General features: G+C 49.1%; 28 protein-coding genes and 2 tRNA genes. 14 read left to right on the forward strand and 16 right to left on the reverse strand.

Translation table 11 applies throughout. From position 1 onward, the window contains the following. The first annotated feature begins 5 nt into the window (after nucleotides 1–5). Together DYH27_RS02110 and DYH27_RS02115 are read left to right on the forward strand one after the other, a co-directional pair. On the forward strand, nucleotides 6–1,364 hold the full coding sequence (locus tag DYH27_RS02110; protein ID WP_025068057.1) for a glucose-6-phosphate isomerase: 1,359 nt from the start codon (nucleotides 6–8) through the stop codon (nucleotides 1,362–1,364). Nucleotides 1,365–1,488: 124 nt separating this feature from the next. Further along, on the forward strand, nucleotides 1,489–2,223 hold the full coding sequence (locus DYH27_RS02115; protein ID WP_025068058.1) for an HAD family hydrolase: 735 nt from the start codon (nucleotides 1,489–1,491) through the stop codon (nucleotides 2,221–2,223). 196 nt (nucleotides 2,224–2,419) lie between these two features. On the opposite strand, the gene rsgA is transcribed toward DYH27_RS02115, so the two are convergent. From rsgA to rsmA, 4 genes are all read right to left on the reverse strand, one after another. After that, nucleotides 2,420–3,364, reverse strand: a complete 945-nt coding sequence (rsgA, locus tag DYH27_RS02120) for a ribosome small subunit-dependent GTPase A (protein WP_025068059.1) — start codon at nucleotides 3,362–3,364, stop codon at nucleotides 2,420–2,422. A 218-nt stretch (nucleotides 3,365–3,582) separates the two neighbouring features. After that, nucleotides 3,583–4,143 carry a ribosome recycling factor gene (frr, locus tag DYH27_RS02125; RefSeq protein WP_025068060.1) on the reverse strand — a complete coding sequence of 187 codons (561 nt, stop codon included), beginning with the start codon at nucleotides 4,141–4,143 and terminating at the stop codon, nucleotides 3,583–3,585. 68 nt (nucleotides 4,144–4,211) lie between these two features. Next, nucleotides 4,212–4,697, reverse strand: coding sequence for a GAF domain-containing protein (locus tag DYH27_RS02130; protein WP_029216469.1), 486 nt, complete (start codon nucleotides 4,695–4,697; stop codon nucleotides 4,212–4,214). Nucleotides 4,698–4,866: 169 nt separating this feature from the next. After that, the gene (rsmA, locus tag DYH27_RS02135) at nucleotides 4,867–5,691 is read right to left on the reverse strand and encodes a 16S rRNA (adenine(1518)-N(6)/adenine(1519)-N(6))-dimethyltransferase RsmA (protein ID WP_029216468.1); all 825 of its coding nucleotides are present in this window, start codon (nucleotides 5,689–5,691) and stop codon (nucleotides 4,867–4,869) included. 78 nt (nucleotides 5,692–5,769) lie between these two features. Here rsmA and DYH27_RS02140 point away from each other — a divergent pair, with 78 nt between their 5' ends. From DYH27_RS02140 to DYH27_RS02150, 3 genes are all read left to right on the forward strand, one after another. Next, complete coding sequence (locus tag DYH27_RS02140; RefSeq protein WP_029216467.1) at nucleotides 5,770–6,801, forward strand: lysylphosphatidylglycerol synthase transmembrane domain-containing protein; 1,032 nt, start codon at nucleotides 5,770–5,772, stop codon at nucleotides 6,799–6,801. Nucleotides 6,802–6,869: 68 nt separating this feature from the next. Beyond that, nucleotides 6,870–8,324, forward strand: a complete 1,455-nt coding sequence (locus DYH27_RS02145) for an aminoacyl-histidine dipeptidase (RefSeq protein ID WP_025068062.1) — start codon at nucleotides 6,870–6,872, stop codon at nucleotides 8,322–8,324. A gap of 207 nt (nucleotides 8,325–8,531) precedes the next feature. Continuing rightward, the gene (locus tag DYH27_RS02150; RefSeq protein ID WP_004352050.1) at nucleotides 8,532–9,410 is read left to right on the forward strand and encodes a hypothetical protein; all 879 of its coding nucleotides are present in this window, start codon (nucleotides 8,532–8,534) and stop codon (nucleotides 9,408–9,410) included. 76 nt (nucleotides 9,411–9,486) lie between these two features. Here DYH27_RS02150 and DYH27_RS02155 read toward each other — a convergent pair whose 3' ends face one another. The 4 genes from DYH27_RS02155 to DYH27_RS02170 all read right to left on the reverse strand — a co-directional run bounded on the left by DYH27_RS02155 (nucleotide 9,487) and on the right by DYH27_RS02170 (nucleotide 12,408). Continuing rightward, nucleotides 9,487–10,065 (reverse strand): hypothetical protein, encoded by a 579-nt coding sequence (locus DYH27_RS02155; protein WP_004351896.1) that lies wholly within the window; start codon nucleotides 10,063–10,065, stop codon nucleotides 9,487–9,489. 669 nt (nucleotides 10,066–10,734) lie between these two features. Beyond that, nucleotides 10,735–11,157, reverse strand: coding sequence for an RNA-binding S4 domain-containing protein (locus DYH27_RS02160; RefSeq protein WP_004353683.1), 423 nt, complete (start codon nucleotides 11,155–11,157; stop codon nucleotides 10,735–10,737). 33 nt (nucleotides 11,158–11,190) lie between these two features. After that, nucleotides 11,191–11,763, reverse strand: coding sequence for an aminoacyl-tRNA hydrolase (pth, locus tag DYH27_RS02165; RefSeq protein WP_004353668.1), 573 nt, complete (start codon nucleotides 11,761–11,763; stop codon nucleotides 11,191–11,193). A 30-nt stretch (nucleotides 11,764–11,793) separates the two neighbouring features. Beyond that, nucleotides 11,794–12,408 (reverse strand): 50S ribosomal protein L25/general stress protein Ctc, encoded by a 615-nt coding sequence (locus DYH27_RS02170; protein ID WP_004353679.1) that lies wholly within the window; start codon nucleotides 12,406–12,408, stop codon nucleotides 11,794–11,796. A gap of 264 nt (nucleotides 12,409–12,672) precedes the next feature. Here DYH27_RS02170 and nusB point away from each other — a divergent pair, with 264 nt between their 5' ends. From nusB to DYH27_RS02195, 5 genes are all read left to right on the forward strand, one after another. Beyond that, on the forward strand, nucleotides 12,673–13,752 hold the full coding sequence (nusB, locus tag DYH27_RS02175) for a transcription antitermination factor NusB (RefSeq protein ID WP_029216466.1): 1,080 nt from the start codon (nucleotides 12,673–12,675) through the stop codon (nucleotides 13,750–13,752). A 94-nt stretch (nucleotides 13,753–13,846) separates the two neighbouring features. Beyond that, nucleotides 13,847–14,176, forward strand: a complete 330-nt coding sequence (yajC, locus tag DYH27_RS02180; protein ID WP_025068063.1) for a preprotein translocase subunit YajC — start codon at nucleotides 13,847–13,849, stop codon at nucleotides 14,174–14,176. Nucleotides 14,177–14,209: 33 nt separating this feature from the next. Continuing rightward, nucleotides 14,210–15,220, forward strand: coding sequence for a CdaR family protein (locus DYH27_RS02185; RefSeq protein ID WP_025068064.1), 1,011 nt, complete (start codon nucleotides 14,210–14,212; stop codon nucleotides 15,218–15,220). Beyond that, complete coding sequence (gene coaE / locus DYH27_RS02190) at nucleotides 15,217–15,780, forward strand: dephospho-CoA kinase (RefSeq protein ID WP_004353686.1); 564 nt, start codon at nucleotides 15,217–15,219, stop codon at nucleotides 15,778–15,780. Before DYH27_RS02185 ends, coaE begins: the two co-directional genes overlap by 4 nt. A 27-nt stretch (nucleotides 15,781–15,807) precedes the next feature. Beyond that, nucleotides 15,808–16,245 (forward strand): DUF5606 family protein, encoded by a 438-nt coding sequence (locus DYH27_RS02195; protein ID WP_013671573.1) that lies wholly within the window; start codon nucleotides 15,808–15,810, stop codon nucleotides 16,243–16,245. Between the two features lie 225 nt (nucleotides 16,246–16,470). On the opposite strand, the gene DYH27_RS02200 is transcribed toward DYH27_RS02195, so the two are convergent. From DYH27_RS02200 to DYH27_RS02215, 4 genes are all read right to left on the reverse strand, one after another. Further along, a complete protein-coding gene (locus DYH27_RS02200) occupies nucleotides 16,471–17,301 on the reverse strand; it encodes a DUF4846 domain-containing protein (protein WP_025068065.1) in 831 nt (276 codons plus the stop codon). A gap of 326 nt (nucleotides 17,302–17,627) precedes the next feature. Continuing rightward, on the reverse strand, nucleotides 17,628–18,035 hold the full coding sequence (locus tag DYH27_RS02205; RefSeq protein WP_004353681.1) for an Hsp20/alpha crystallin family protein: 408 nt from the start codon (nucleotides 18,033–18,035) through the stop codon (nucleotides 17,628–17,630). 133 nt (nucleotides 18,036–18,168) lie between these two features. Beyond that, entirely contained in the window at nucleotides 18,169–18,507 is a 339-nt protein-coding gene (locus DYH27_RS02210; RefSeq protein WP_025068066.1) for a DUF488 domain-containing protein, read from the reverse strand. Between the two features lie 4 nt (nucleotides 18,508–18,511). Then, nucleotides 18,512–19,036 (reverse strand): hemerythrin domain-containing protein, encoded by a 525-nt coding sequence (locus tag DYH27_RS02215; RefSeq protein ID WP_025068067.1) that lies wholly within the window; start codon nucleotides 19,034–19,036, stop codon nucleotides 18,512–18,514. 124 nt (nucleotides 19,037–19,160) lie between these two features. On the opposite strand from DYH27_RS02215, the gene DYH27_RS02220 reads away from it, so the two are divergent. Next, nucleotides 19,161–19,832, forward strand: coding sequence for a Crp/Fnr family transcriptional regulator (locus tag DYH27_RS02220; protein WP_029216465.1), 672 nt, complete (start codon nucleotides 19,161–19,163; stop codon nucleotides 19,830–19,832). 146 nt (nucleotides 19,833–19,978) lie between these two features. Further along, nucleotides 19,979–20,905, forward strand: a complete 927-nt coding sequence (locus DYH27_RS02225; protein ID WP_025068068.1) for a calcium/sodium antiporter — start codon at nucleotides 19,979–19,981, stop codon at nucleotides 20,903–20,905. A 177-nt stretch (nucleotides 20,906–21,082) separates the two neighbouring features. Here DYH27_RS02225 and DYH27_RS02230 read toward each other — a convergent pair whose 3' ends face one another. The 4 genes from DYH27_RS02230 to DYH27_RS02250 form a co-directional block, all read right to left on the reverse strand. After that, nucleotides 21,083–21,574 carry a 3'-5' exonuclease gene (locus tag DYH27_RS02230; RefSeq protein WP_025068069.1) on the reverse strand — a complete coding sequence of 164 codons (492 nt, stop codon included), beginning with the start codon at nucleotides 21,572–21,574 and terminating at the stop codon, nucleotides 21,083–21,085. A 120-nt stretch (nucleotides 21,575–21,694) separates the two neighbouring features. Continuing rightward, nucleotides 21,695–22,708 carry an acyltransferase family protein gene (locus tag DYH27_RS02235; RefSeq protein WP_025068070.1) on the reverse strand — a complete coding sequence of 338 codons (1,014 nt, stop codon included), beginning with the start codon at nucleotides 22,706–22,708 and terminating at the stop codon, nucleotides 21,695–21,697. 104 nt (nucleotides 22,709–22,812) lie between these two features. Continuing rightward, entirely contained in the window at nucleotides 22,813–23,796 is a 984-nt protein-coding gene (locus DYH27_RS02240) for an ISAon1 family transposase (protein WP_455430468.1), read from the reverse strand. A 1-nt stretch (nucleotide 23,797) separates the two neighbouring features. Continuing rightward, nucleotides 23,798–24,142 (reverse strand): ISAon1 family transposase N-terminal region protein, encoded by a 345-nt coding sequence (locus DYH27_RS02250; protein ID WP_025068505.1) that lies wholly within the window; start codon nucleotides 24,140–24,142, stop codon nucleotides 23,798–23,800. Between the two features lie 634 nt (nucleotides 24,143–24,776). Between DYH27_RS02250 and DYH27_RS02255 the strand changes: the two genes are divergently transcribed. Together DYH27_RS02255 and DYH27_RS02260 are read left to right on the forward strand one after the other, a co-directional pair. After that, nucleotides 24,777–24,849 (forward strand) — tRNA-Lys (locus DYH27_RS02255). A gap of 38 nt (nucleotides 24,850–24,887) precedes the next feature. Next, nucleotides 24,888–24,960 (forward strand) — tRNA-Lys (locus DYH27_RS02260). Nucleotides 24,961–24,975 lie beyond the last annotated feature (15 nt).

Genomic DNA, 24,975 nt, shown 5'->3' on the forward strand with positions numbered 1-24,975 from the left:
CGCAAATGGAAAGTATTAAGTTAGACATTTCAAAAGCCGCCCAGTTCTTGAATCCGGGCGCAGTAGAGGCTTATGCTCCTCATGTAGCTGCCGCACAGGAAGCGCTGGAGAAGGCTACTTGCCCTGGCAATGACTTCCTCGGATGGCTGCATCTGCCGTCGAGCATCACGCCGGAGTTCCTCGGTCAGATTCAGGCAGTAGCCGATACACTTCGTGAGAAGTGTGAGGTGGTTGTCGTTGCAGGTATCGGCGGTTCTTACCTCGGTGCCCGTGCCGTCATCGAGGCCTTGGGAAACAGCTTCGCATGGCTTGTCAACGACAAGAAGAATCCTACTATCCTCTTTGCAGGAAACAATATCGGTGAGGATTATCTTGCTGAGCTGACAGCTTACCTGAAAGGAAAGAAGTTCGGTGTCATCAATATCTCCAAGTCGGGAACGACGACAGAGACCGCCCTTGCTTTCCGTCTCTTGAAGAAACAGTGTGAGGACCAGCTGGGCAAGGAAGCTGCCCGGGAGGTCATCGTGGCCATCACCGACGAGCACAAAGGGGCTGCGCGTGCTGCTGCAACCAAGGAAGGTTACAAGACCTTCATTATTCCTGACAATGTCGGCGGCCGCTTCTCCGTCCTCACTCCGGTAGGTCTGCTGCCGATTGCCGTAGCCGGTTTCGATGTGAAGAAACTCGTTGAAGGTGCGCAGCAGATGGAGAAAGAGACTGCAAACGACGTTCCTTTTGCAAGCAATATCGCTGCCCGATACGCTGCAGTCCGTCAGGGTCTCTATTCTCAGGCAGGCAAGAAGATTGAGATTGTTGCCAACTTCCAGCCGAAGCTCCACTTCTTTGCAGAGTGGTGGAAGCAGCTCTACGGCGAGAGCGAGGGCAAGGACCACAAGGGCATCTTCCCTGCAGCCTGCGACTTCACGACCGACCTGCACTCGATGGGTCAGTGGATTCAGCAGGGCGAACGTTCCATCTTCGAGACGGTAATCTCCGTGGAGCAGCCTAATGCCAAGCTCCTCTTCCCGCATGATGATGAGAATCTTGACGGATTGAACTTCCTTGAAGGGAAGCGTGTTGACGAGGTGAACAAAATGGCGGAACTGGGTACCCGTCTGGCACACGTTGACGGTGGCGTACCGAATATCCGTATCAGTGTTCCGGCATTGAACGAGTATTATCTCGGTCAGCTTATCTACTTCTTCGAGAAGGCCTGCGGTATCAGCGGTCTTGTCCAGGAGGTGAATCCTTTCAACCAGCCGGGTGTTGAGGCTTACAAGAAGAATATGTTCGCTCTTCTCAACAAGCCTGGCTATGAGGCTGAAAGCAAGGCTATTCAAGAAAGACTGACCAAAGAGAAGTAGATGTCTCCCCCAACCCCTCCGAAGGAGGGGATGGGGGTGATGAAAGGTAAGAAAACCTTCCCCAACCCTTCTGAATGAGGGAATATATTGGGTGATGATAGATAATGATATAAAAGGAGTAATGATGTTATCCCACAGGCAGCAAGATACCCCCTCCATCGGAGGGGTTCGGGGAGGTTTCAAGGTCGTTCTCTTTGACATGGACGGCGTTCTTTATGACTCAATGCCCAACCACGGCGTTGCATGGCAGCGTGCCATGAAGGAGTTCGGTATCCATTTCACGCTTGAAGACGCTTATGCAACGGAAGGGGCACGTGGGGTTGATACCATCCGCAGGTATGCCAAAGTGCAGCTCGGCAAGGGACTGACTGAGGCAGAAGCGCAGCGGATGTACGATGTAAAGGCACGTTATTTCCACGAGATGCCGGAAGCAAAGATCTTCGACGGCGTGACAGACCTTATGCAGAAGATAAGGCGTAGCGGATTGAAGATAGGTATCGTGACCGGAAGTGCGCAGCGTCCGCTCATTGAACGTTTGAGCCGTGATTTCGGAGAATTCGTTTCGCATGATCAGATTACAACTGCCTTTGACGTAAAGCGTGGCAAGCCCGCCCCCGATCCTTACCTGATGGGACTGCAGAAAGCCGGTGATTATGCGCCTGCAGAAGGTATTGTCGTCGAGAATGCGCCACTGGGTGTACGTGCCGGAGTGGCAGCAGGTTGCTATACGGTGGCTGTCAACAGTGGCCCGCTGGCTGATTCCGTACTTTTGGATGAAGGCGCTGATATCCTTTTTCCCAACATCCGCAGGTTTGCTGATAACTGGGAGCGTATCTTGAATGGTTTTTCAAAGTGCTGATCAGCATCTTTTCCGGCTTTACCCTGATGGTCTTCTATATATCCGTTTTAATGAGATAGAGACACAAGGAAAGGCTTCTTTCTGATTTATTTACGTGAAGAGAAGTATTTATCTTCATGAAAAAAAATATTTCTCCGCTCGTAAATAATTCTTTCTTCTCATGTAAATAATTCGATAAAAACAAAACATCGTAAAGCTAAAAAGCCTCACGATATTTGTTCTCTTCTTTGTCTTCAAGCATTGAGAGGTAACTGTTATATCGGCTTTCGGCGATGTAATGTTCTTCCACAGCCTTGCGGACGGCACAGCCGGGTTCATGTGTATGTGTGCAGTTGGAGAAGCGGCAGTTCTTGGAGAACTTGAATATTTCGCGGAAGTAGCTTGTCAGTTCTTCCCGTTCGATGTCAAAAGTGCCGAAACCTTTGATACCCGGCGTATCAATGATATATCCCTCTATTGGCAGTTCCAGCATCTCGCTGAACGTCGTTGTGTGCATACCTGTGTTATGCGCATCGGAGATGTCTGCCGTGCGAAGGTTTGCATGAGGCAGGAGAGCATTGATGATCGTCGATTTCCCCACACCGCTGTTTCCGCTCAACAGCGTTATTTTTCCGGCCAGCAGCGGTTTCAGTATCTCCACACTGAACTCATCGGTAGGTTCTGCACTTGCCTGTATCTCTACGCACTGATATCCGATTGTTTCGTAGAGATTCATCACGGCATGCTGATAACGCAGCTCATCATCGGAAAGCAGGTCGCGCTTGTTGAACACCAATGTCACTGGAATGCGATAGGCCTCTGCACCGGCGAGGAAACGGTCGATGAAGGTGGTGGATGTCTCGGGATAGTTCACGGTGACAATAAGGAACGCCTGGTCGATGTTGGCTGCGATGATATGGCTCTGCTTTGAGAGGTTGGGCGATTTCCGGATAATGTAGTTCCGACGGTCTTCTATCTCTGTAATGAAAGCCGTTCCCTCCTGGTTGGGCGTGATGACGACGTAGTCGCCGACAGCCACAGGATTGGTAGAGCGAATCCCTTTCAGTCGGAAATTGCCTTTTATCTTGCTGTCTATCGTTTTGCCGTCTTCTGTCTTTACCGTGTACCAGCTACCTGTGTTCTTTATTACTAAGCCGCGCACTATTGAAAAGTAAAAAGGTAAGAAGCTAAGTGAGTAAATGATGAAAAGTAAAAAAGTAAGAGTGTAAAAAAGTAAAAAGATAATCGGGTAGAAGGGAGCGGGAAGAGGTCTGACAGACAGTTTTGACATGAAGTACCCTTCATTTTCAAACGCTTATTCTTCCTTTCTTTCTTCCTTCCTTTTTCCCTTTCCTTCCTTTTTTCCTTTTTTACCGTTGTCTAAACGGTCATGATCTCTTTCTGTTTCTCCTCCAGTAAAGCATCCACCTGTTTGATATACTTGTCGTGGAGCTTCTGCAGGTCGTTTTCTGCATCTTTCTCATTGTCTTCTGAAAGCCCGTCCTTGATGGCCTTCTTCAGTTTGTCCTTGATGTCTGAACGCACATTACGGATTTCCACCTTTGTGCGCTCGCCGATTTTGTTGCACTGCTTTACCAGTTCCCGGCGGCGTTCCTCTGTCGGTTGGGGAAGGTTCAGGCGGATCATCTCGCCGTTGTTTTCCGGTGTGATGCCCACATCTGAATCCATGATGGCCTTTTCAATGTCCTTGATGGCTTTCCTGTCCCAAGGCTTGATGGCAATGGTGCGTGCATCGGGTACCATGACCGTAGCTACCTGGTTCAAAGGTACCTTTGAACCGTAAGAATCAACTCGTACACCATCGAGAATGGCTACGTTTGCCCTGCCGGCACGGATGCGCTGCAACTCGTCACCGAGATACATTGCTGCCATTTCCATGCGTTCGCTGGCATCATTTAATGTCTGCTTTACGTCTAACATATAATTGATGTATTATTATTCTATGTTACAAAAATAGGAATTAATTCGGATATGTACAAGATTTTGCTTTATTTTTCCACAAAGAGGCCTTCTGTTTCCTCCATCAGCAGGGCAGCAATGCGCTCCAATCCTTGCTTGTCATCGTTGTTGAAGTCGTCGGGACGAGTGCTGTCGATGTCGAGAACGCCGCGGAAGGTGTGTGAGGAATCGTACATCGGTGCGACAATCTCACTACGTGAAAGACTGCTGCAGGCGATGTGTCCGGGGAAACTTTCTACGTCCGGGACGATGAGCGTTCGCCCTTCTTCCCATGCCTTGCCGCAGACACCCTTTCCGTATGGGATGGCATAGCAGGCGACGGAGCCCTGGAAGGGACCCAGCCGGAGATGTCTTTCATCCTGGCGAAGATAGAACCCGACCCAGAAGAACCGTTCCGGGAAGGTGTCGTGCAGGGCTGCTGACACGTTGGCCAATATGCCCACGAGGTTTTTCTCGCCCTTGATAAGTGCGGCAATCTGCGGTAGCAGCTGCTCGTATTGTTCTTTTCTGGTCATGTTTTGGAGGTTAAAGAGCTAAAGCGATTAGGGGGAATTGAAGAAGTTTAGGGGAGTTAAAGGTGTTAAGAGTGTCAGGGAGTTAAAGGAGTCGAACCGACAGTTCTGAAGGTATTGTTCCACGAGGTATTTGGCCTAAATCCCTGAAGTTTCCTTAACTCCTCACATCCTACCTCTCTCTTCCTCCATTCGCAAAAGAAGCGAGTTCCAGTTGTTCGGCAACCATGTTCGTCAGTCCGACAAGCTGCGGTATGGACAGCTGCTCCGGACGCTTGGTCATGATGTCCTGCTCATAGAAGCCGTCGGCTGGCTTGCCTGTGTTGAACAGCTGGCGCAGACTGACGCGCAGCATCTTGCGGCGCTGGTTGAATACGGCTTTTACCAGCCGTTTGAACAGTCGTTCGTCACAGCCTAAGTCTGTCACGTCGTTCCGTGTCATGCGGATAACGGCACTCTTCACCTTTGGCGGCGGGTTGAATACGTTTTCATCCACTGTGAAGAGATACTCCACGTCATACCACGCCTGCATCAGGACAGACAGTATTCCGTATGCTTTCGAACCTGGTGCGGCAGCCATCCGCAGGGCCACTTCCCGCTGAATCATCCCTGTACAGCAGGGGATAAGATCCTTGTAGTCGAGCATCTTGAAGAAGATCTGCGAAGAAATATCGTAGGGATAATTGCCTGTAAGAACGAACTGCCTGCCATCGAAAATCTGTGAGAGATCCATACGAAGGAAGTCTTCACCGATAATGTTCTCACGCAGCCTGGGGAAATTCTCATAGAGATAAGCAACGCTTTCCGCATCTATCTCCACCGCTTTCACTTCACGGGGCTTCTCGACGAGATACTGTGTGAGGACTCCCATGCCCGGTCCGATTTCCAGTACAGGTGTGTCGGGACAGGCATCAACGGTGTCGGCAATCCGGTGTGCAATGCTTAAATCGGTAAGGAAGTGCTGACCCAGATTCTTCTTTGGTTTGACAGATTTCATAATTTTTCTTTATTCGTCTACAAAGATATACATTTTATTTTGCATTTAAAAGCATTTTCCTTATCTTTGCTCCATTATATGAAGACGAAGAGACTGTTCAACAATACTGTGAAGATTGCATTGCCGTTACTGCTTGGAAGTGCAATCCTTTATTGGATGTATAGGGGTTTCGACTTCTTCAGCATCCGTCATGTTCTCTTTCATGAGATGGACTGGACGTGGATGCTTCTTTCTCTCCCTTTCGGCGTTCTGGCACAGGCTTTCCGTGGATGGAGATGGAAACAGAGCCTCGAACCCATCGGCGAGCACCCCCGTACGTCGGTCTGCGTCAATGCGGTTTTCCTGTCCTACGCCGTCAGCCTGCTGATTCCCCGTATCGGCGAGTTTGCTCGTTGCGGTGTTTTGAACCGGTACGACAAGGTGCCTTTTCCGAAAGCAATCGGTACGGTGGTAACGGAGCGGGCTGTCGATACGCTCATTGTTCTGCTCATCACTGCCATCGCTTTCTTCATGCAGCTGGCAGTGTTTTCCAGTTTCTTCTCAAGGACCGGCACGCGCATCGACGACGTCTTCGGGATGTTCTCGGCAACAGGCTGGCTGGTGACGGCTGTCTGCGGTATAGCCTCTGTCATCCTCTTCTATTATGTGCTGCGTCGTCTGGCTTTATATAATAAGGTGAAGGAGATGCTGGCCGGTATATGGCAAGGCATCGGTTCGCTGCGGAAAGTAAGGAACATCCCCCTGTTCCTTTTCTACAGTCTTGCGATATGGGGGAGCTATTTCCTGCATTATTACCTGACTTTCTTCTGCTTCGATGCGACGGCACATCTCGGCCTTTCCTGTGCGCTGGTCAGCTTTGTGGTAGGTTCTATTGCCGTCATCGTGCCGACACCGAACGGAGCAGGACCGTGGCATTTCGCCGTCAAGACGATGCTCATCCTCTATGGCGTGGCGGACAACCAGGCATTGTATTTTGTCCTGATCGTGCATACTCTCCAGACGTTGCTGGTTGTCCTTCTGGGCGTATATGCGTGGATTGCATTGAGCTTTACCCATACGCCCGTCTCACTGGTGAGCCCGACAGAGCTTACCCGGCCGGTAGAAGAATAAAATATCAGAACAATGAAAGAAAGACAGATAAACAATCCATAACTTAATAACCTTTTAAAATCAACATTATGAGTGAAATCAGAAATCTTAAGCCGGAAGGTGTTTGGAGAAACTTTGATGATCTGACACAGGTTCCGCGTCCGTCAGGACATCCAGAGAAGGTGCAGAAGTTCTTGCTGGACTTTGCTGCAAGAGTCGGTGTCGAGGCATACGTGGATGCCGGCGGCAATGTCGTCATGCGCAAGCCTGCCACACCGGGATATGAGAACCGTAAGACTGTTCTGTTGCAGGCGCACATGGACATGGTGCCGCAGAAAGCTCCCGACAGCAATCATAACTTCGAGACCGACCCGATCACGACCCATATCGTGGACGGATGGGTATATGCCGACAATACGACGCTTGGTGCTGACGACGGTGTAGGCGTTGCGGCCATCATGGCGGTCATGGAGGACAAGAGCCTGAAGCATGGAGCTGTAGAGGCACTGATTACACGTGACGAGGAGACGGGTATGTTCGGTGTCAACGAAATGCCCGGAGGCGAGCTGCACAGCGACATCCTCATGAATCTCGATTCGGAAACATGGGGAAAGTTCGTTATCGGTTCTGCCGGCGGTGTCGACATTACATCGACCTTGGAGTACAAGGAGGTTGTCAACGACCAGGAGGCAGCTGTCAGGGTTACCCTGAAAGGGCTGCGCGGCGGACACTCGGGCCTTGAAATCAACGAGGGACGTGCTAATGCCAACAAGGAAATGGTACGCCTGGTACGCAAGGCTGTCACCGAACTGGATGCCCGGCTGGCACGCTGGGAAGGAGGCAATATGCGCAATGCCATTCCGTTCAAGGCAGAGGTCGTTCTTGCCTTGCCGCAGACCAATGTCGCGGCTCTGAAAGAAATGGTCGCCTGCCAGAAGGCACTCGTCGAGGACGAGTTCAAGGGTATCGAGCCGAACGTGGAATTTTTTGTCGAGGAGACAGAAAAGCCCGGAAGCCTTCTTCCAGTGGAAATCCAGGACAACCTCATCGATGCCATCTATGCCTGTCACAATGGAGTATTGCGTATGATCCCGTCTTATCCGAATGTGGTAGAGACCTCCTCGAACCTCGCCATCATCGCCATCGACCCGGCCAAGGCCGCCATCAAGATCCTGGCCCGCTCGAGCCGGGAGGATATGCGCGACTATATCTCTGCCCAGCTGGAGAGCTGTTTCAACATGGCAGGTATGAAGACGGTCTTCAGCGGACAGTACGGCGGCTGGGACCCGAACCCGGAGAGCGAGATACTCAACCTTCTGAAGAAAGTCTACAAAGAGCAGAACGGTGAAGAGGGTATTGTGCAGGTAGACCACGCTGGTCTTGAATGTTCAGTTATCCTTGGCAAGTATCCAGGTATGGATGTTGTTAGTCTTGGTCCAACTCTCCGCAGTCCACATACAGCGAAGGAGCGTCTTGAGATAGCAACTGTTGAGCCATTCTGGAAACTTCTCGTTCAGACTTTGGAGGAGATTCCTGTAAAGTAAGCTACTGAGGCTGTGATAGAACAGCTGGATAAAGGTAAAATAAAAGAATAGATAATAGAACTGCTTTCCGTCTTTCTATATGAAGATGGGAAGTAGTTCTTTTTTTATTTATATTTTTTAAGGCATAAACTTGCAAATTTAAACTTTTTGTTTACTTTTGTGCAACGAATTATATATCGGTTTTATTACTAATTATATACAAGGAAAATGATGAGAAAATATAGAAAGCTAAGGATTTTTACAGCCTTATTATTCACCTTTGTGGGTATAGGTATTCTTACCGCTTGTTCAGCTTCGGGAGTTCGGAAAGCTCCTACCGATGCTCAAGTTGAGGGTACATTTGCTGTCCAAGAGGATAAAACAATGAAGACAGAAGATTACGCTAACGAGAGTGTGATGATGGATACAGTCTATGGAGACTGGCGTGTTCGGATTGATATTATTGATAGTAAGACTAAGGTGAAGAATTCTGATGAGTTTGTAAAGAAGATGGTTGTGACGATTTCAAAAGGTGGTAAAGTCTTGTTTGATAGGAAAGTGTTTACACGAGAAGACATTTGGAAAGGTGCGGATGAGGAATTTCAGGTTTATACTGCTTTAGTTTCCGACATAACTAACACTTCTGTTTATTTGCCAGTTTCTATCTGTTATCCAGAAACGGATGATGGTTTTACCTTCTTGTTGGCGTTGTCTAAAGATGGAAGTAGTAAGGTTTATCCTGTTCCTATGGCGTGGGACGAATCAGATATGGTAACAGATTTTTACGTAAGATACACCCACGAGTGTCAGCAGAAACCTGTAGATAAGGCTTCACTATTGAAACTTGCCCGAGACTATGGCTCTCCTGCGTTTGTGGAACAGCTGACAAAGGGAGGGACACAGATTGTCTTTCCTGCAAAGGTGCTTGCTCGAAAGAATATGAAAGTAGTTCCAGAAGCTGAACTTGTGAAGGGTGGATGTCTGGTAAGATTCTCTACTTCATACGATAATACCCAGCCTTTTGATTCAATACGTGTTGAGTTGAAGAAGCGTTCGGTGAAGAAAGATTACGATTATGAGTATATGATAGATAAGGTGATTCACTAATTTCTCAGTGTTTGTAAACACAAAGCAGGGGCGCACGATACGTACGTCCCTGCTTTTGTTATTATCTGTTTCTTAATTAAAATGCCCAACCGAAGCCGAGGTATGGATAGAAGAACGCTTTCTTAACTGCATTCTTCTCCCCAATAGTAAAAGAAGGACTGAAACCTGCACGGAACAGGAAACCCTTGTTAGATACGTGACGATAGCCGATGTTTCCAAAGATATAGTAGCCGAATTTGTTACGACTCTCATTGTAAGCCAGCCAGGTCTTTGTTCCTTCTGGAGTGTTATACTCTCCCACAGCATGCTTCTGTTGGTCAGCTGACAACGAAGACTTCGGACCATCTACAGACTCCACAAAGATACCGTGTATATTGTATATACCCACACTTGTACCTACACCAACCTCAAGGTTGTTCTTTTGGCTACCCAAGAGATAGTTAACTTCCAATGGTACAGCATAGCCACGTACGTCTGAACCTTCCCAGAATATGCTGGAATTATGACCATAACCGAAGCTCAATCCGGCTCTCCATCCAAAGCGTGTGTGGTCGTTGAAACGTGCATCATAGTTGATACCTGCAAGGTTTGATGCGCCCAATAGCTCCAAGTAAACGGCTTTGTCCTTTTCTAATCCGCTAGATTCCTGTGCCATAGCCACAGTTTGTAAGCCGAGGAATAGTGCAAAAATTAGTAATTTCTTCATTCTTTTATTTATATATGATTATTTGTTACAAAGGTATAAAAAAACTAACAGCAACAAAGAATTTGTTAAGGTTTTATAGAAATGGGATAAGTATATTGTCGTTGTGTGATTTTTTATAGATGTAGAGGGAGTTGGTAAGGATGTTTATCATTGTATATTTTGTAATAATATTTCACATCCTCTGTTTTTGTTGATGCTCAATTGGCTTCTAAAAGACGCTCTTTTAGCTTGCAAAAGGTGCCCTTTTGAGGTCTTACTAACGCCCTTTTGAAGTCCAATTAGGCACCTTTTACATTGGTGTTTTGTAATCGATTGATTTGTTGATAGTTATAGATGTGTTTGAAAAAGGGTGTTTCTGCCCTTTTTAGACAACGTAACATGAGCTTTTTGTAATAATATTTCGCAGGCTTTGTGCGAATGACCGATTTGGATTTAAGTCAAGATAATGAGCTGTTTTTATATAAGAATGCACGACTCTTACATCCGTTTATAATTATTATTAGCGGAGTAGGAGTCGTGCATTCCTATATTTTTACAATAACCTTTGTTGCAATGTCAGTGGGATATAGCCTTTGTTATGCTGTCTATCAGTTTGTTTAAACCTATCAGACAACGATTTTAGAATGTTTCATCCTCATCATCGTCCTCATCAAAACCGAATAGGGCAGGGTCGACGAAGGCATCCATCTGACGGCGGTCCTTCTTAGTTGGGCGTCCTGTTCCACGTGCTCTGTCGACGAAGCCGCTGATACGGCTCATCTCCAGCAGCTCGTACTGCTTGGCCTCGGTTACGTTCTCATAGACTTCCGGGATGAATTTGGCACCCACCCTTTGCTCGATTGTCTTCAGCACTTTAAAGGAATAGGTAACGGGCGGTTTCTTTACATTCACCACTTCGCCCGCCTTTATCGTGTGAGAAGGCTTTACATTCACGCCTTTTATGGTGACCCGTCCGTTCTTACAGGCATCCGCTGCGATGGAGCGTGTCTTGAAGATGCGGGCTGCCCACAGCCATTTGTCTATTCTTGCAATGTCATTCATCGTTCCGTCCTGTTTTTGTAAGAATGCCGGGTGTTATTTCTTTCCGAGTTTGTTAAACTGGTTCATCGTGATGTCGATGCCGGCAAGCACAAAGCTCTTGATGATGTCTATGCTCAGGTCGATGGACGGCTGGAGTACTTTCATTTCCTCGTCAGAGTAATGCCCCAATACCCAGTCGACCTGTCCGCCCCGTGGATAGTCGTTGCCGACTCCCATCCGCAGGCGGGCATAGTCCTGTCCGATGAGCTGCTGGATGTGCCCGAGGCCGTTGTGTCCGCCGTTTGAACCGCTTCCCTTCAGGCGGAAAGCACCCAGCGGAAGTGCCACGTCGTCCGATACGACCAGCAGCCGGCTCTGGTCGATATGTTCCTTGTTGAGCCAGTAGCGCACGGCATTCCCCGAAAGATTCATGAAGGTGGTGGGCTTCAGGAGAATGACCTTTCGCCCCTTTACGGTTGTCTCGGCTACGAATCCGTATCGTTTGTCCTCAAAAACAATATTGGACGCTTTCGCAAAAGCGTCCAATACCATATATCCTGTGTTGTGCCGGGTTCCCTCGTACGTTTGTCCGGGGTTGCCCAGTCCACAGATCAGATACTTGTCCAATGTTCTGTTGTTATGGGTTTGCCAGACTGATTACTCGGCTGCAGCTGCAGGTTCTTCCTCAGCGGCTGCAGCAGCCTGGATGGAGTTACGTGTTGCCTTGATAGAGCATACGACAACCTCTTTCGGGGTAACCAGCTCGAGACCCTCGAAGCTCAGTTCGCCCACCTTGATGCTCTTGCCGAGGCGGAGATCCGTCACGTTGATGTCGAGGTGCTCCGGAATCTGCTGGTAAGGAGCCTTGACATTGATCTTGCGGATGGACATATTCATGCGGCCACCGTCGCGGACACCCTGTGCCAGGCCGACGAGCTTCACGGGAACGCCGATGGTGATAGGCTTCTGGTCGTTGACCTCGTAGAAGTCTACGTGGAGCAGTGCGTCTGTTACCGGATGGAACTGAAGCTCCTTGAGGACAGCCGTGTGGGATTCGCCGTCGATGACCAGCTCTACGACGTAGATGTGCGGTGTGTAAACCAGTTTGCGCAGTTCTGCCATGGAAGCAGTGAATGACAATGCTACCGGCTTGCCGTCCTTGCGTGCCTCGCCATAGAGGTTACAGGGAACAAGACCCTCTTTGCGGACCAGCTTTGAAGCTTTCTTTCCAAGGTCTGTACGCTTCTGACCTGTTACTTTAATTTCCTTCATAATTTTGTGTTACTCTAAATTAATATGAACTTTAATTCGCCATCACACACTGAGAGATCAAGGAATTGGAAATCCGGCGGAGTGTTCACAATTTTCAATCCTCAATTTGCAAAAAGCGCTGCAAAGTTACCTCTTTTCGCTGGATTGACCAAGTATTGTCTTAAAAAACATAGAAAAAGACGGTATTGTTTGCACGTACGGAGGAAAATTCATACATTTGCAAAGTAAAGTATTCAATACGAAACACAATCTTTAGAACAGACAATGATCAATAGGGAATTAATAAGAATCAAGATTGTCCAGTTAACCTACGCATACTATCAGAACGGTAACAGGAATATGGACAATGCTGAGAAGGAGCTTCTTTTCAGCTTGGCGAAAGCGTACGACCTTTATAATTACCTTCTGGCTTTAATCGTATCTGTCACACAGGAAGAACGCCATCGTGTGGAGATTGCCGCCAGTCGTGCTGTACGTGAAGGAACGGAGGCTCCTTCATCACGCTTCGCCAACAACAGGTTCGCCGTACAGCTGGAAGAGAATAAACAGCTCAACCTCTTCATGGAGACCCAGAAGCGTCGCTGGGAAGATGATATGGAGGCTGTACGTAAACTCTGCGATCAGGTCGAGCAGAGCACCATTTACCAGGAGTATATGGGCAGCGAAGAAGATTCCTACGAAGCGGATCGTGAAGTGTGGCGCAAGATCTACCGTACGCTGATTCAGGAGAATCCAGATCTGGATGCCGTTCTGGAAGAGAAGAGTCTCTATTGGAATGACGACAAGGAGGTGGTTGACACTTTCGTCATCAAGACCATCAAACGTTTCGATCCAGCCAACAAGGAAGACCAGGAACTGCTGCCGGAATACCGTGACGAGGAAGACCGTGATTTTGCCGTCAAGCTCTTCCGGGCTACGATTCTCAATGCTGACGACTATCAGCACTATATGAGCGAGTCGAGCCGTAACTGGGATTTCTCCCGTCTGGCCTATATGGATGTCATCATCATGCAGATTGCCATTGCCGAGATGCTCACGTTCCCTAACATCCCGGTGACAGTTACCATCAACGAGTATGTCGACCTCGCCAAACTGTACAGTACGCCGCGCAGCGGCGGATATATCAACGGTATGCTCGATACCATCGCCCGTCATCTTATCCAGACCGGTAAGATGATGAAGACCATGCCGGAGCCTCGTCCACGCCGTCCGTATAACGACCGACAGGCCGACAGGACTCCGCGTCGTGAGGGGCGCCGCCCTACGATTGCGCAGACTTCTGCCCAGCGTGTCGCCGCCCGTGAGCAGACAGAGGATGCCGGCAATAATGATCAGGTGGAATAGAGTGTGATGATCTTTCGCTTATAATCGCTTATAGTCACATATAGCCTCTCGTCACCGCCCCTCACCGAAAAGAAAACATAATAACTGATAAACAATGAATACAGCTCTTATCCTCGCAGCCCAGGCTGCAGGTCAAGGCAGCCCGATGCCTATGATTATCATGATGGTTGCAATCTTCGCCATCATGTGGTTTCTCATGATCCGTCCGCAACAGAAGAAGCAGAAGGAAATCCGTGCATTCCAGAATGCCCTTTCTGCCGGCGACACTGTCGTGACCGGAGGCGGTATCTATGGAACGGTAAAGCACATCGATATGACTACCAACAAGGTAGATGTTGAGATTGCACGGGGTGTTGTCATCACTGTTGACAAGAGTTACGTCTTTGCAAGTGTGCAGGCTTCTCAGCAGAACCAGAGTAAGTAAGCCTTATAGACAAGTAAAGGAGCAAGGCATTTGATGAGAAAAGGAAGGCCGTTTCATACATTCAGCATCTTCAGAAACTTCTTGTCGAGAATAATCAGCAAGGAGTTTCTGATTTTTTTGTTCTTCCTGGTGTTGAGCGGTGCGTTCTGGCTGGTTATGACACTGAACGAGACGTATGAGCGGGAATTCAGCATCCCACTCCGTATGGCCGATGTGCCTCGTAATGTGGTCATTACCAGCAGTCCGGACTCTGTTGTCCGCTTTACCGTCCGTGACAAAGGGTATCTGATTGCCGCTTATGGGCTTGAAGATGCTTTCCGACCTGTCTTCGCTGATTACCGGATCTATACTGACGGACGAGGAAGAGGAGAAATTTCTCCGGCCGACATACAGCGGCAGATTTATCTCCAGCTGTCTAAAAGTTCGAAGATCACTTCGGTCAAGAACGGCAAGTTCTCTTTCTCTTTCAATTTCGGCCGACACAAGAAAGTGCCTGTCCGACTGTTGGGGACCGTCACGCCAGGAAACAACTATTATCTTGCTCATGTCGAGTTTATCCCCGACAGCGTGCAGGTATATGCCGCGCGTGGTGTGCTGGACAGTATCCAGACGGTTTATACAGAGCGGCAGCACGTCAGCAATTTCACTGACATCAAGGAACTGACGGTGAACCTCCGTAAGTTCGCCGATGCCAAGTGCATTCCTGCCAGGGTGAAGATGAGGCTCTATCCCGATGTGCTCACTGAAGAGAGCGTCGAAGTGCCTATTGAGGCTATCAATATGCCGGCGGACAAGGTCCTGCGAACCTTTCCGGGAAAGGTACGTGTGAATTTCGTCGTCGGTGCCTACCGGCTGCGTACAATGCCGAAGAATGCCGAGACAAGGGAACTGCTGCCGACGGGCTTCCGGGTCGTCGTCAACTATAAGGAGGTCGAAGAACATCCTGCAGACAAGTGTCATGTCTATGTCCTTGTTTCCCCCAACGGTGTGCGCAATGTACGTCCGGCACTCACCACGGTTGATTATCTCATAGAACAGCGATGATTGTTGCATTGACAGGAGGAATAGGCAGCGGGAAATCCTATGTCTGTCGGCTTCTGGCCGAACGTGGCATTGCGGTCTACGACTGTGATGCCCATGCCAAGGAACTGATGCGCACGTCTCCTCCGCTTCGGCAGCAGCTGAAAGAACTTGTCGGTGACAGCGTGTTCCGTAACGGTATTCTACAGAAATCGGTTCTTGCCGAGTTTCTCCTCCGCAGCGACCGCCATGTGCAGGCTGTCAATGCCGTGATACATCCAGCCGTGGCCTGCGACTTCGAGCAGTCCGGACTGTCATGGCTTGAGAGTGCCATTCTCTTTGACAGCGGTTTCGACCGCCGTACGCATATAGACAAGGTGGTATGCGTGACGGCTCCTGCTGAGGTTCGCATCCGAAGGGTGATGGAGCGCGACGGAATCAGCAGGGAGAAAGCCCTCGAGTGGATGGCACGGCAGCTTCCGCAGGAGGATGTTCTCCGCCGCAGCGATTACGAAATCGTCAACGACGGCGTGTGTCTCCTTGCTCCGCAGGTAGACCGGCTGCTGTCTTTCATTTCAGAATAAGTAAATCACAAACAAGATTATATCAAAATGTTACAGACAATTCTTTCAATTGCAGGGCGTCCAGGTCTTTACAAGCTGGTAAGCCGTGGTAAAATGAATCTTATCGTTGAGGCTCTTGATGAAACCCACAAGCGCCAGCCAGCCTTCGCCACTGACCGTGTGACGAGCCTGGCAGATATTGCCATGTTCACTGATAGCGAGGACATTCCTCTGGGCGATGTGCTGGCAAAGGTACGTGACAAGGAAGGGGGCAAGGTCGCTTCGCTCAACTGGCGCAAGGCTTCTGCCAAGGAGTTGCAGGACTACTTTACTGAGGTTCTGCCCGACTTCGATCGTGACCGTGTACATTCCAGTGACATCAAGAAACTCCTTCAATGGTATGAGATTCTCGTCAAAGCAGGCATCACCAACTTCGAGGAAGAGATGAAACCGACAGAAGGGGATAACGTCGACGACAGGAAGTAAAAACGCTTTCAGAGCGGAAAATTAAGACCATAAAAGCACCGTGAACCCGTTCACGGTGCTTTTTTTCTTGCCTGCTGTTTTCCCATGAGGCACCCGAATGGCCTGGACTCGGGATAAGTGGTATAGAGTTCTTCTGTTTTAATTACCAGCTTATTACAGACTTTTCTTATCCCGAGTTCAGGTGAATAGGGTTCTTGAAACAAATCTTGCAGATACCTCTTATGCTTACCGGAAGCGTTTCGCATAGTTTCCACGGAAATACCAGCCAGGAGTCTCAAGGTATTTCACCTGCGGATTGATGCAGAACCACTGGTTGAAAATCTCAATTTCCTGTGCTGGGGTATATCCTTGTGCAAGCAGGTAGACGGCTTCTCCTGCCTTGTTGACGGCCTTGTCTACGACGATGACCGTATGTCCGGGATGACCGCCATTGATGATCACATCGCCAACCTGCAGCTCCTTGCCGGTGACGGCGGACAGCTCCTTTTCCAGTGATGCCGTTCCGGCATAGGTGAAGACGATATTCAGATACTTGCGGAACGTCTTGTAGGAATAATCTGTTCCAGTGTCTTTGCTGTACCGACACTTCCACGTATGCTTGTCAATGTGGATTCGTTCGCCTTTTGCCCAACGGACATAGTCTGCCCGGAATCCGTTGGTGAAGTTGAAGTGTATCTTGTCATACTGCTTTGTCCGCCAGAGCCATACGGCTCTCAGATAGATGACCGCATCTGCACACTGGTCTGCAGCCCCATGGCCAAAGTCGACATCAACTACCGCTCCGTCATAGCTGTGCTGCTTGACGCTGCCATTATAATAATGCAGGTCGCTTCCGGCTTTCTTTAAGGGAAGATGGCGCAGGAATGAGGCGAAGGAACCCTCCGGAAGTTTCACCTTTTTGTAACCATGGGGTGGTGCCAGTCGTTGCGGTTTTTCTTTTCGAGACTGTTCGTCCAAGGTTTCCGGACTGTTCTGTCGTGGCTGTCCGTTGGTCTGTCCTGTGCAGGAGAGCAGGAATGCGGTCAGTATTACGGAGATTGTAAGTATCGTTCTCATCGTTCTTTGTATGCTGAGTGTTATGGTCTTCATCTGCAAATATACGCAAAATCTCCTGACCAGTCAAGCTGACGTTGTTGAAAATCTCCGTCAAAGGTAGTCTTTGGGATCTTCCTGAAACGGATTGCAGACAGCTCTGCAAAGACTGGCGGATAACCCTCATAGACGCTCTGCGGCAACTTTGCACAGGATTCCGCATACACAAAAGCCCCCGGACGCGGACACGTCCGGGGGCAAATTCATTTCTAACGGAATCATCTCAATTCCTGCCTCCTCGTTTCTCACATTGAGGCCGGTGTCCCTCCATCAGAGAGCGGCATACGGCTTTAGTCTACTGTAATCTGACGTGCGACTTTCTGTTCCTGGACCTTGATCTTAGGCAGGACAACGGTCAGCACACCATTTGCGACACGGGCGGCAATCCCCTCTTTTTGGACATCATCCGGCAGAATCAGGGTCTGCTCGTACTTGCTGTAAGCGAACTCACGCCGCAGGTAGTGTCCCTTTTCTTCTTTCTCTTCGGCTTTCTTTTCCATTTTGATGGTCAGATCACCGTCGCTGTTGATGTTCACATCGAAATCGTCCTTGCTCAACCCCGGTGCTGCAAGCTCTACGGTGTAATCCTTGTCAGACTCCTGTACGTTGATGGCCGGTGCTGTCGCATTTGCCTTAGGCATATTAGCCGTGTTCAAAAAGTCATTGAAAACTTCTGGTAACCATGAATTTCTATACATATCTTAATCTCCTTTACTTTAGTTGTTTGTTAATGTTTTGTACTGACTGTTCTGCAAGGAGCGTACCAGCGGGTTGCCTCTGACATTCTGTCTGCTTTGTGTGACAATTTGTCTTTTTCCTGTTCTTGAACCCTTATTCAGCCAATAATTCTTTCAGTACGACGGCATTGTTGCGTTCTTCGTCGTGAGCGGCAAAGAGCAGGGTAGCGTCGGGATGTTCCCTGAGAACAGCCCGGAGCTCGTCTAAGGCTCCGCTCCCGGCCAGCTCTGCACGATACCGTTGCTCGAACTCGGGGAATTTCTCCGGGTCGTGTCCGAACCACTTGCGCAGTTCATTGCTCGGCGCAACCGACTTCAGCCAGAGGTCGATCTGCGCTTTTTCTTTACTGATGCCCCGCGGCCACAACCGGTCGACGAGGATACGATAACCGTCGGATTCTTCCGCCGGTGCGTAGGCACGTTTGATTTTCATTGTCTTATTCCAGTTTTAGTGCTCTTGGAAAGATGATCATGTTCTCCACATAGACGTGTTCGAGAAGATAGTCACGGAACCGGCGCAGGTCGGCAAGAACCTTCCCGTATTCCGGCTCGGCATCCGCAGGCGCAGTGTAGTTGTTTGTGAGTACGGCAATCCGCCCGTGGCGTTCAATCTCGTCGCTATGGTCTGCCATCATCGCATCGATGGGGTACTGGATCGTGCCGCAATGGAACGGCATGTGCTCCTGTCCCAGCTCCGAAGCGTGGAAGAGGTCGATGATGAAAGGGAAGAGTACGTTCTCTTCTTTCTGACAGTGTACGTCGAGGTCGGCAACGCTGTTGCGGAAGTGGTCTGCCACACGGTCCAGTTCCGGGTGTGTGGCAGCAAGTTCGTCCAGTCTGCCCAGCAGCTCGTTCCCATACTTGCGTGTGTTCCGGTGATGGAACTTCAGAACATAGTCGACAAGCAGGTCGAGGTCCCATGTCTCAAAGGGAATTGCAGGTTTAAATGATGTTTCTGACATATTGTTTGATTTTTCGACAAAGGTATATGGATTATCTGTATTATGAGGTAACATTTGTGTCCGTGAGAGATTAAAGTTGGTTAAAACATGAGTATTACGGGGAAAAATGCTAACTTTGCACACCATGGAAGATAAAGTTATGAAGTCGCTCCGGACCTGTCCGCTCTTTGCCGGGATGAGCGATGTTGAGATAGAACTGACCCTGGACAATGTGCCCCACCAGCTGGTCTCGCTGCCTGCCCATGAGGTCTATGCACTGGCAGGCATGCCCTGCCGCCATGTTGATATTGTGGTAAGTGGCTTCCTGATCTGCCGTATGGCGGCCCTTTCGGGGAAGCAGGTTGAGGTGAGCCGTCTGCGCAGCGGCAATCTTGTTGCGCCGGCCTTCGTGTTCTCAAAGGACCGCAGTCTGCCGGTGAGTGTGGAGACAGACGGGAAGGTCGACCTGTTCCGTATGCAGCCTGAGGCACTGAAGACGCTGATGGACACGGATGAGACCATCCGTATGAATTTTATCCGTATCCTGTCGAATATCGATGTCTTCCTGACGCGTAAGATGAAGATACTCAGTCTTTTCACGGTACGGGAGAAAGTAGCCTACCTCCTTCTTGAAAGAGCAGGGGAACAAGGCAGCGACGAGATCCATCTTGAACGGTCCCGGCAGGAGATAGCCGACTCGTTCGGCATTCAGAAGTTCTCCCTTCTCAGAGTCCTGTCCGATCTGGAGAAAGAGGGCGTCATAGAAATCAAGGGGAAGAACATCAAGATTCTCGACCGCCATAAGCTGTCCCGGTAGATGCATGGTCCGCTGTCCGCTTTCAGGAAGGAGAAAGGACTGGCTTGTCTGAAAGGCGGAAATCCAATAGAAGTGATTTATGGAATCGGTTTGTATTTGAACGGCCATGACGGTCGTATCAGGAGACGTTTTACTGTTCGGGAAAGATGACACTGAATGTTTTATGGATTCTTGTGGGTATAGCCCTTGTGTTATGGGGAGCTGACCGCCTGACGGACGGTGCGGTGGCTGTGGCAGAGCAGATGCGGGTGCCGCAGATTGTCATCGGGCTGACCGTCGTGGCGATGGGGACGAGTATGCCCGAGTTCTGTGTGAGCCTTGTTTCGGCATTGAAAGGGACTCCCGATCTGGCGGTGGGTAACATCGTCGGGTCCGACATCTTCAACACTTTACTCATCGTAGGTGTGTCGGCACTGACAGCACCGATGGCCATCCTGAAGAATACTGTCAGGAAGGACATTCCCTTTTCCCTTGTTGCATCAGCCGTATTGCTGATCATGTGTCTTGACGGAGAAATCGGCAGGGGGGATGCCGCTGTTCTGTTTGTGCTCTTTCTCACCTTTATGTACATGACGATCAAGGAAGCCGGAACGGAGGAGGAGGCCGGGGGTGACAGCGACAGGAAGAAGCCGCAGGCAGCATGGCTTTCGGCAGTGTGGATTGTCGTCGGCCTGGCGTGCCTGATAGGCGGCAGCAATCTTTTTGTTGAAGGAGCGACGGGAGTGGCTGCAAGTCTAGGTGTTTCGGAGGCCGTTATCGGTCTGACAATCGTTGCCGGTGGTACGTCTCTTCCGGAACTGGCGACGAGTGTCGTCTCGGCCCGCAAGGGAAACAGCGGCATAGCTGTCGGAAATGTCCTCGGATCCAATGTGTTCAATATCCTTGCCATCCTCGGTGTTACCGGAATGATAACCCCTATGAAGCTCCGGGGGATTACCATGACCGACCTGTCCATGCTGGTGGTCTCTGTGATACTTCTGTGGCTCTTCTCTTTTACCAGGTACAGGATTGAGAGATGGGAAGGTGCCGTGCTGACGGCAGTGTTCGTGGGGTATATGTGTTATTTGGTGTGAAAGCCCTCTGGGCCGGCTTGCGCATGAAGAATTCCCGGCCGCTGGGAACACGGTTCCCAGCAGCCGGGAATGTCGTTCCCAACGGTCGGGAACTGTGTTCCAGACGGCTGGGAATACCGTTGATTACCGATACTGCCGGAGAAGACAGACTGGAATCCCGGTCTTCCAGTCAGCATACTATAGAATCTCTCTTGCTATCCATGCGCAGGCTTCGGCATCGGCGAGAGCATGGTGGTGCCGGGAGAGATCGTAGCCGCAGGCTGCTGAGACAGTGTGCAGCTGGTGGTTGGAAAGGTGAGGAAAGACACGCCGTGCTGCCCTTAGCGTGTCAAGGAACTCATAGTCAGGATAGTCCATCCGGTAGGTTTGAAAGCATGCCTGCAGGCATCCCTTGTCGAACGGAGCATTGTGTGCCACAAGCGGAAGTCCCTCGATGAGCGGTTCTATCCTTGCCCATACCTTGCTGAAGACCGGAGCACCGTCGGTATCTTCGCGTGTCAGCCCGTGAACCTGTGTACACCGCCATTGGTAGTAGTTCGGTTCAGGATGGACGAGAGAATAGAACGTGTCTGCAACCTCTCCGCCCCTTACGATTACGACTCCCACCGAGCAGACACTGCTGCGCTCGAAATTGGCCGTCTCGAAATCAATTGCTGCAAAGTTCTGCATAATCTCCTGTAAAGCGTTTGAGGTCTCTGTTTGTTTTTTCTGCAAATATACGTCTTTTCAAAGTAAAACTAAGAGCTTTACCCAAGATTCTTCCTGCTTTTCGGTAAAAAAGACTGAGCATTATCTCAAAAAGGGAACACGCCGGATAACTGCCTGGGCAAGACGGCTGATCGGAAGGGATACGCCATAACTGATCGCAATCAGGATGACATAAATCACCAGCGGATATCTGAAACCATAGATGAAGTCGTGGAACAGATGATAGCAGAAATAGGAATGGGTGAGCCACATGACCATGGAATGTCTGCCCATTGTTATAAGGAATCGTCTGGTCATGCCGTTGATGTTTATGTGTGATAAAAGGTATATGTAGGAGAATTCAAACAGATAAGAGGTTGCTGCGCTTGAAATAAGACAGTTTACGATGAATAGAGAAAACAGCAGAATGGAGGTAACTGTCCTGTGTGAATGCAGGAAAGGAGAAGAGGCCCTTCCTTTCTCTGTCTGACGATGGAACGCTGCGCCGATTGCAAAAGGGAACAGCACGTCGAAGTAGGTCAATACATAGCTGTACCATTCTGTATATGCCTTGGCAGGTGCAACATACCGGCTGATGACATAGCAGCTCACCATATACAATCCCCATGAAATGATGAGACTTCTGGCAATTCCTATCCTGTCCATGCATCTGAAGATCTGCATGGATGTCAGTGAGAGCAGCATATAGGGAAAAAGAAACCATGTCTCGGAATTATAACTGCTGCTTAGGCTCGTTACGTTCATGAGGACATCTGTGGGACTTCCGGGATAACGTTCAGGTCTTACGAAACACCCGACGCTGACGAAGACCAGCAGAGTAATCCAGTAATGGATGTACAGTTTCAAAAGCCTTTTAAACTGGTTTTTGAGGGAAAGAGTGCCATGGAAATTAATGTAGCTTAGTCCATAGCCGCTCAGCATCAGGAAAATACCGACAGGGCTACATGCACGGCTGACGATGTAGACAAGTGGTTTCCCATCGAGATAAACCATTGGTCTACAGTAGTCCCCCAGGCTGGGATTATTGAACAGATGTAGAAACAGCATCATCAGGATTGCCACGCCTTTCAGCAGGGCCGTCTGTTCTTTTGTCATTGCATTAAACCGTTTAATGCGATGCCTTGTACCCAAATCGCGAAGGTCACAGCCAAGTACCTGTATGGGGTCAGTCCTAAAACCCAGTTGCAAACCTACTTCTCTTAAGCACACAATTTCATAAGCCTATATAAAAAGAAAGGAATATCTGTGACTCCTCTGAACTGTGCCCTGAATGCCTTAACCTTGGCATTGAATGACTCAGCATTTGCATTTGTTGCTCTGTTTACAAAGAAATTGAGTATGGTTTGATAATGATTTTCAAACGTGTCAATCACCGTGTAGAAATTGTCCACTCCCAGCTCTTCAACCTCATTGAACCATTTAGCCAGCTTCAGTCTTGCAGCATCCTTGATGCTCTTGATGTTATAAATATCGGTAAGTTTCATAGCCAGATCATATGCCTTTTTCAGTGTAGGATAATGTTCAAAGATGATTTCCGCCCTGGCTTTCTGTGCTTCAGTCCACTTGGTCCTGTGCTTGGTCAATATGAACTTTGCCCTGGCGAGCAACTGCTTACGCGTGTCACCATTGCTGTATCTAAATGGTATATATTCCTTTCCCTCACTTTTAGCTTCTTTTATCTCCTCATTCTCTTTATCCCTTGCCATCCACCGGTAAGCGATACGCATGTCATCCAGAGCATCATAATACAGTTTCTGCACATGAAACCTGTCATTGGTAATGAGTGCTTTGGGAAAAACGGCACGGGCTATGCGCATCATCGAAGATGACAAATCAAGTGTTATCTCTTTGACAGTCTTTCGTTTGGACAGGTCTATCTTCTTGACAACCTGAATAACGTCCTCTGCCTTGGTCCCTTTAACCACAGCCACTAAAGTTCCATTTCTGCCCTTTCCCGCCTTGTTGGTCAGAAAAGTATAGACCTCGCCACTGCTTAGACAGGTCTCATCAATACTTAGACTCTCACCTATGTTATTTTCAAACAATAGCCAGTCTTGAGCATGATCCAACTGATCCCAGCTGCGGTAGTCACTGAAATGTTCCTTGTACTGTGTGGATAACTGCTTGCCATTTACGCCATAGTGCGCACCGATGCTTGCGATGCTCTCTGCAGTGGACTCAATTCTATTCTTTTAAAAAAGAAACGAACTCGGGGGATAGTTTACTGCCCTCAGCCGTCAAGTCATCATATGAATAAGTAAATATCTCTCCGTTGGAACTGTCACGCCACTTGCGTCGGCGAACATGGAGGTAGACGGCTTTGCCACGAAGAGGAAAGTCCTGAATTACACGCTCGCTGGTAAAACCATAACTGCTTACAGTGCCTAACTTATGGTCTGACTTTTCCATAAAGTTACGCTCGTCAAGCCAAAAGTCAAACTGGGAAACACCCTCTTGAATATCGACAACATCAAAGTAGTCGGCAAGTACATCTGGAAAGATGCAACGTAATAGTTGGTCACTCTTCATGATGCAAAGGTAATAAATACTTATGAAATTATGCGCTTAAGAGAAGTAGGTTTGCAACTGGGGTTTAGGACTGACCCCCTGTATGTGAAGCGTGGACATTGTCATCCACGTTCAGAGGTACTTGGCGGAAACCTACAACAGGAGATGAGAAACGCCCACACTATCGCGGACGTTCACTGATTCATCCATTCCTGTTGTTCATTCTACCGCCAAGTTTCCTGAACGTTATTGAATAAATAGCAAACGCTGAATTGTTAACCCACAAAATGGGACCGGACACACTCCTGTGTCTCAAGTCCAGGTGCAAATATAGACAAAATTCTCCAATTAGAGGTCAGTTGGGGCTGAAAAACGGGAAAATGTTCTTCCAGAGGCTGCCGACATTCCTGAAAGCAGCTGGGAGAAAATGCCGGGAAGTTCTGGCCATCGTCTCCCGGATGTTCTGAAGTCCAGGTTCAAATCTTTCGTTCTGTCTTGAAAACATCCTGGTTGCCTTTTTAGGTGCATAGACACGTTGGCAGTACTCGGAGTAGTACTGGGGGGAGTACTGAAACCTGGAAATTACAAAAAAACACAGAAAAGTTTGGTCGGTTCGCAGGAAAATCGTACCTTTGCACTCGCAAAAACGAAATGAGCGCCCTTAGCTCAGCTGGTAGAGCAACTGACTCTTAATCAGTGGGTCTAGGGTTCGAGTCCCTAAGGGCGCACACAGACAGGCTTCTGACCCGGGCCTTTTCGTTTAGCAGCGCCCTTAGCTCAGCTGGTAGAGCAACTGACTCTTAATCAGTGGGTCTAGGGTTCGAGTCCCTAAGGGCGCACATAAAGAGGATTTC

The sequence above is a fragment of the Prevotella denticola genome, assembly GCF_900454835.1.
GTDB classification, from domain to species: Bacteria; Bacteroidota; Bacteroidia; order Bacteroidales; family Bacteroidaceae; genus Prevotella; species Prevotella denticola.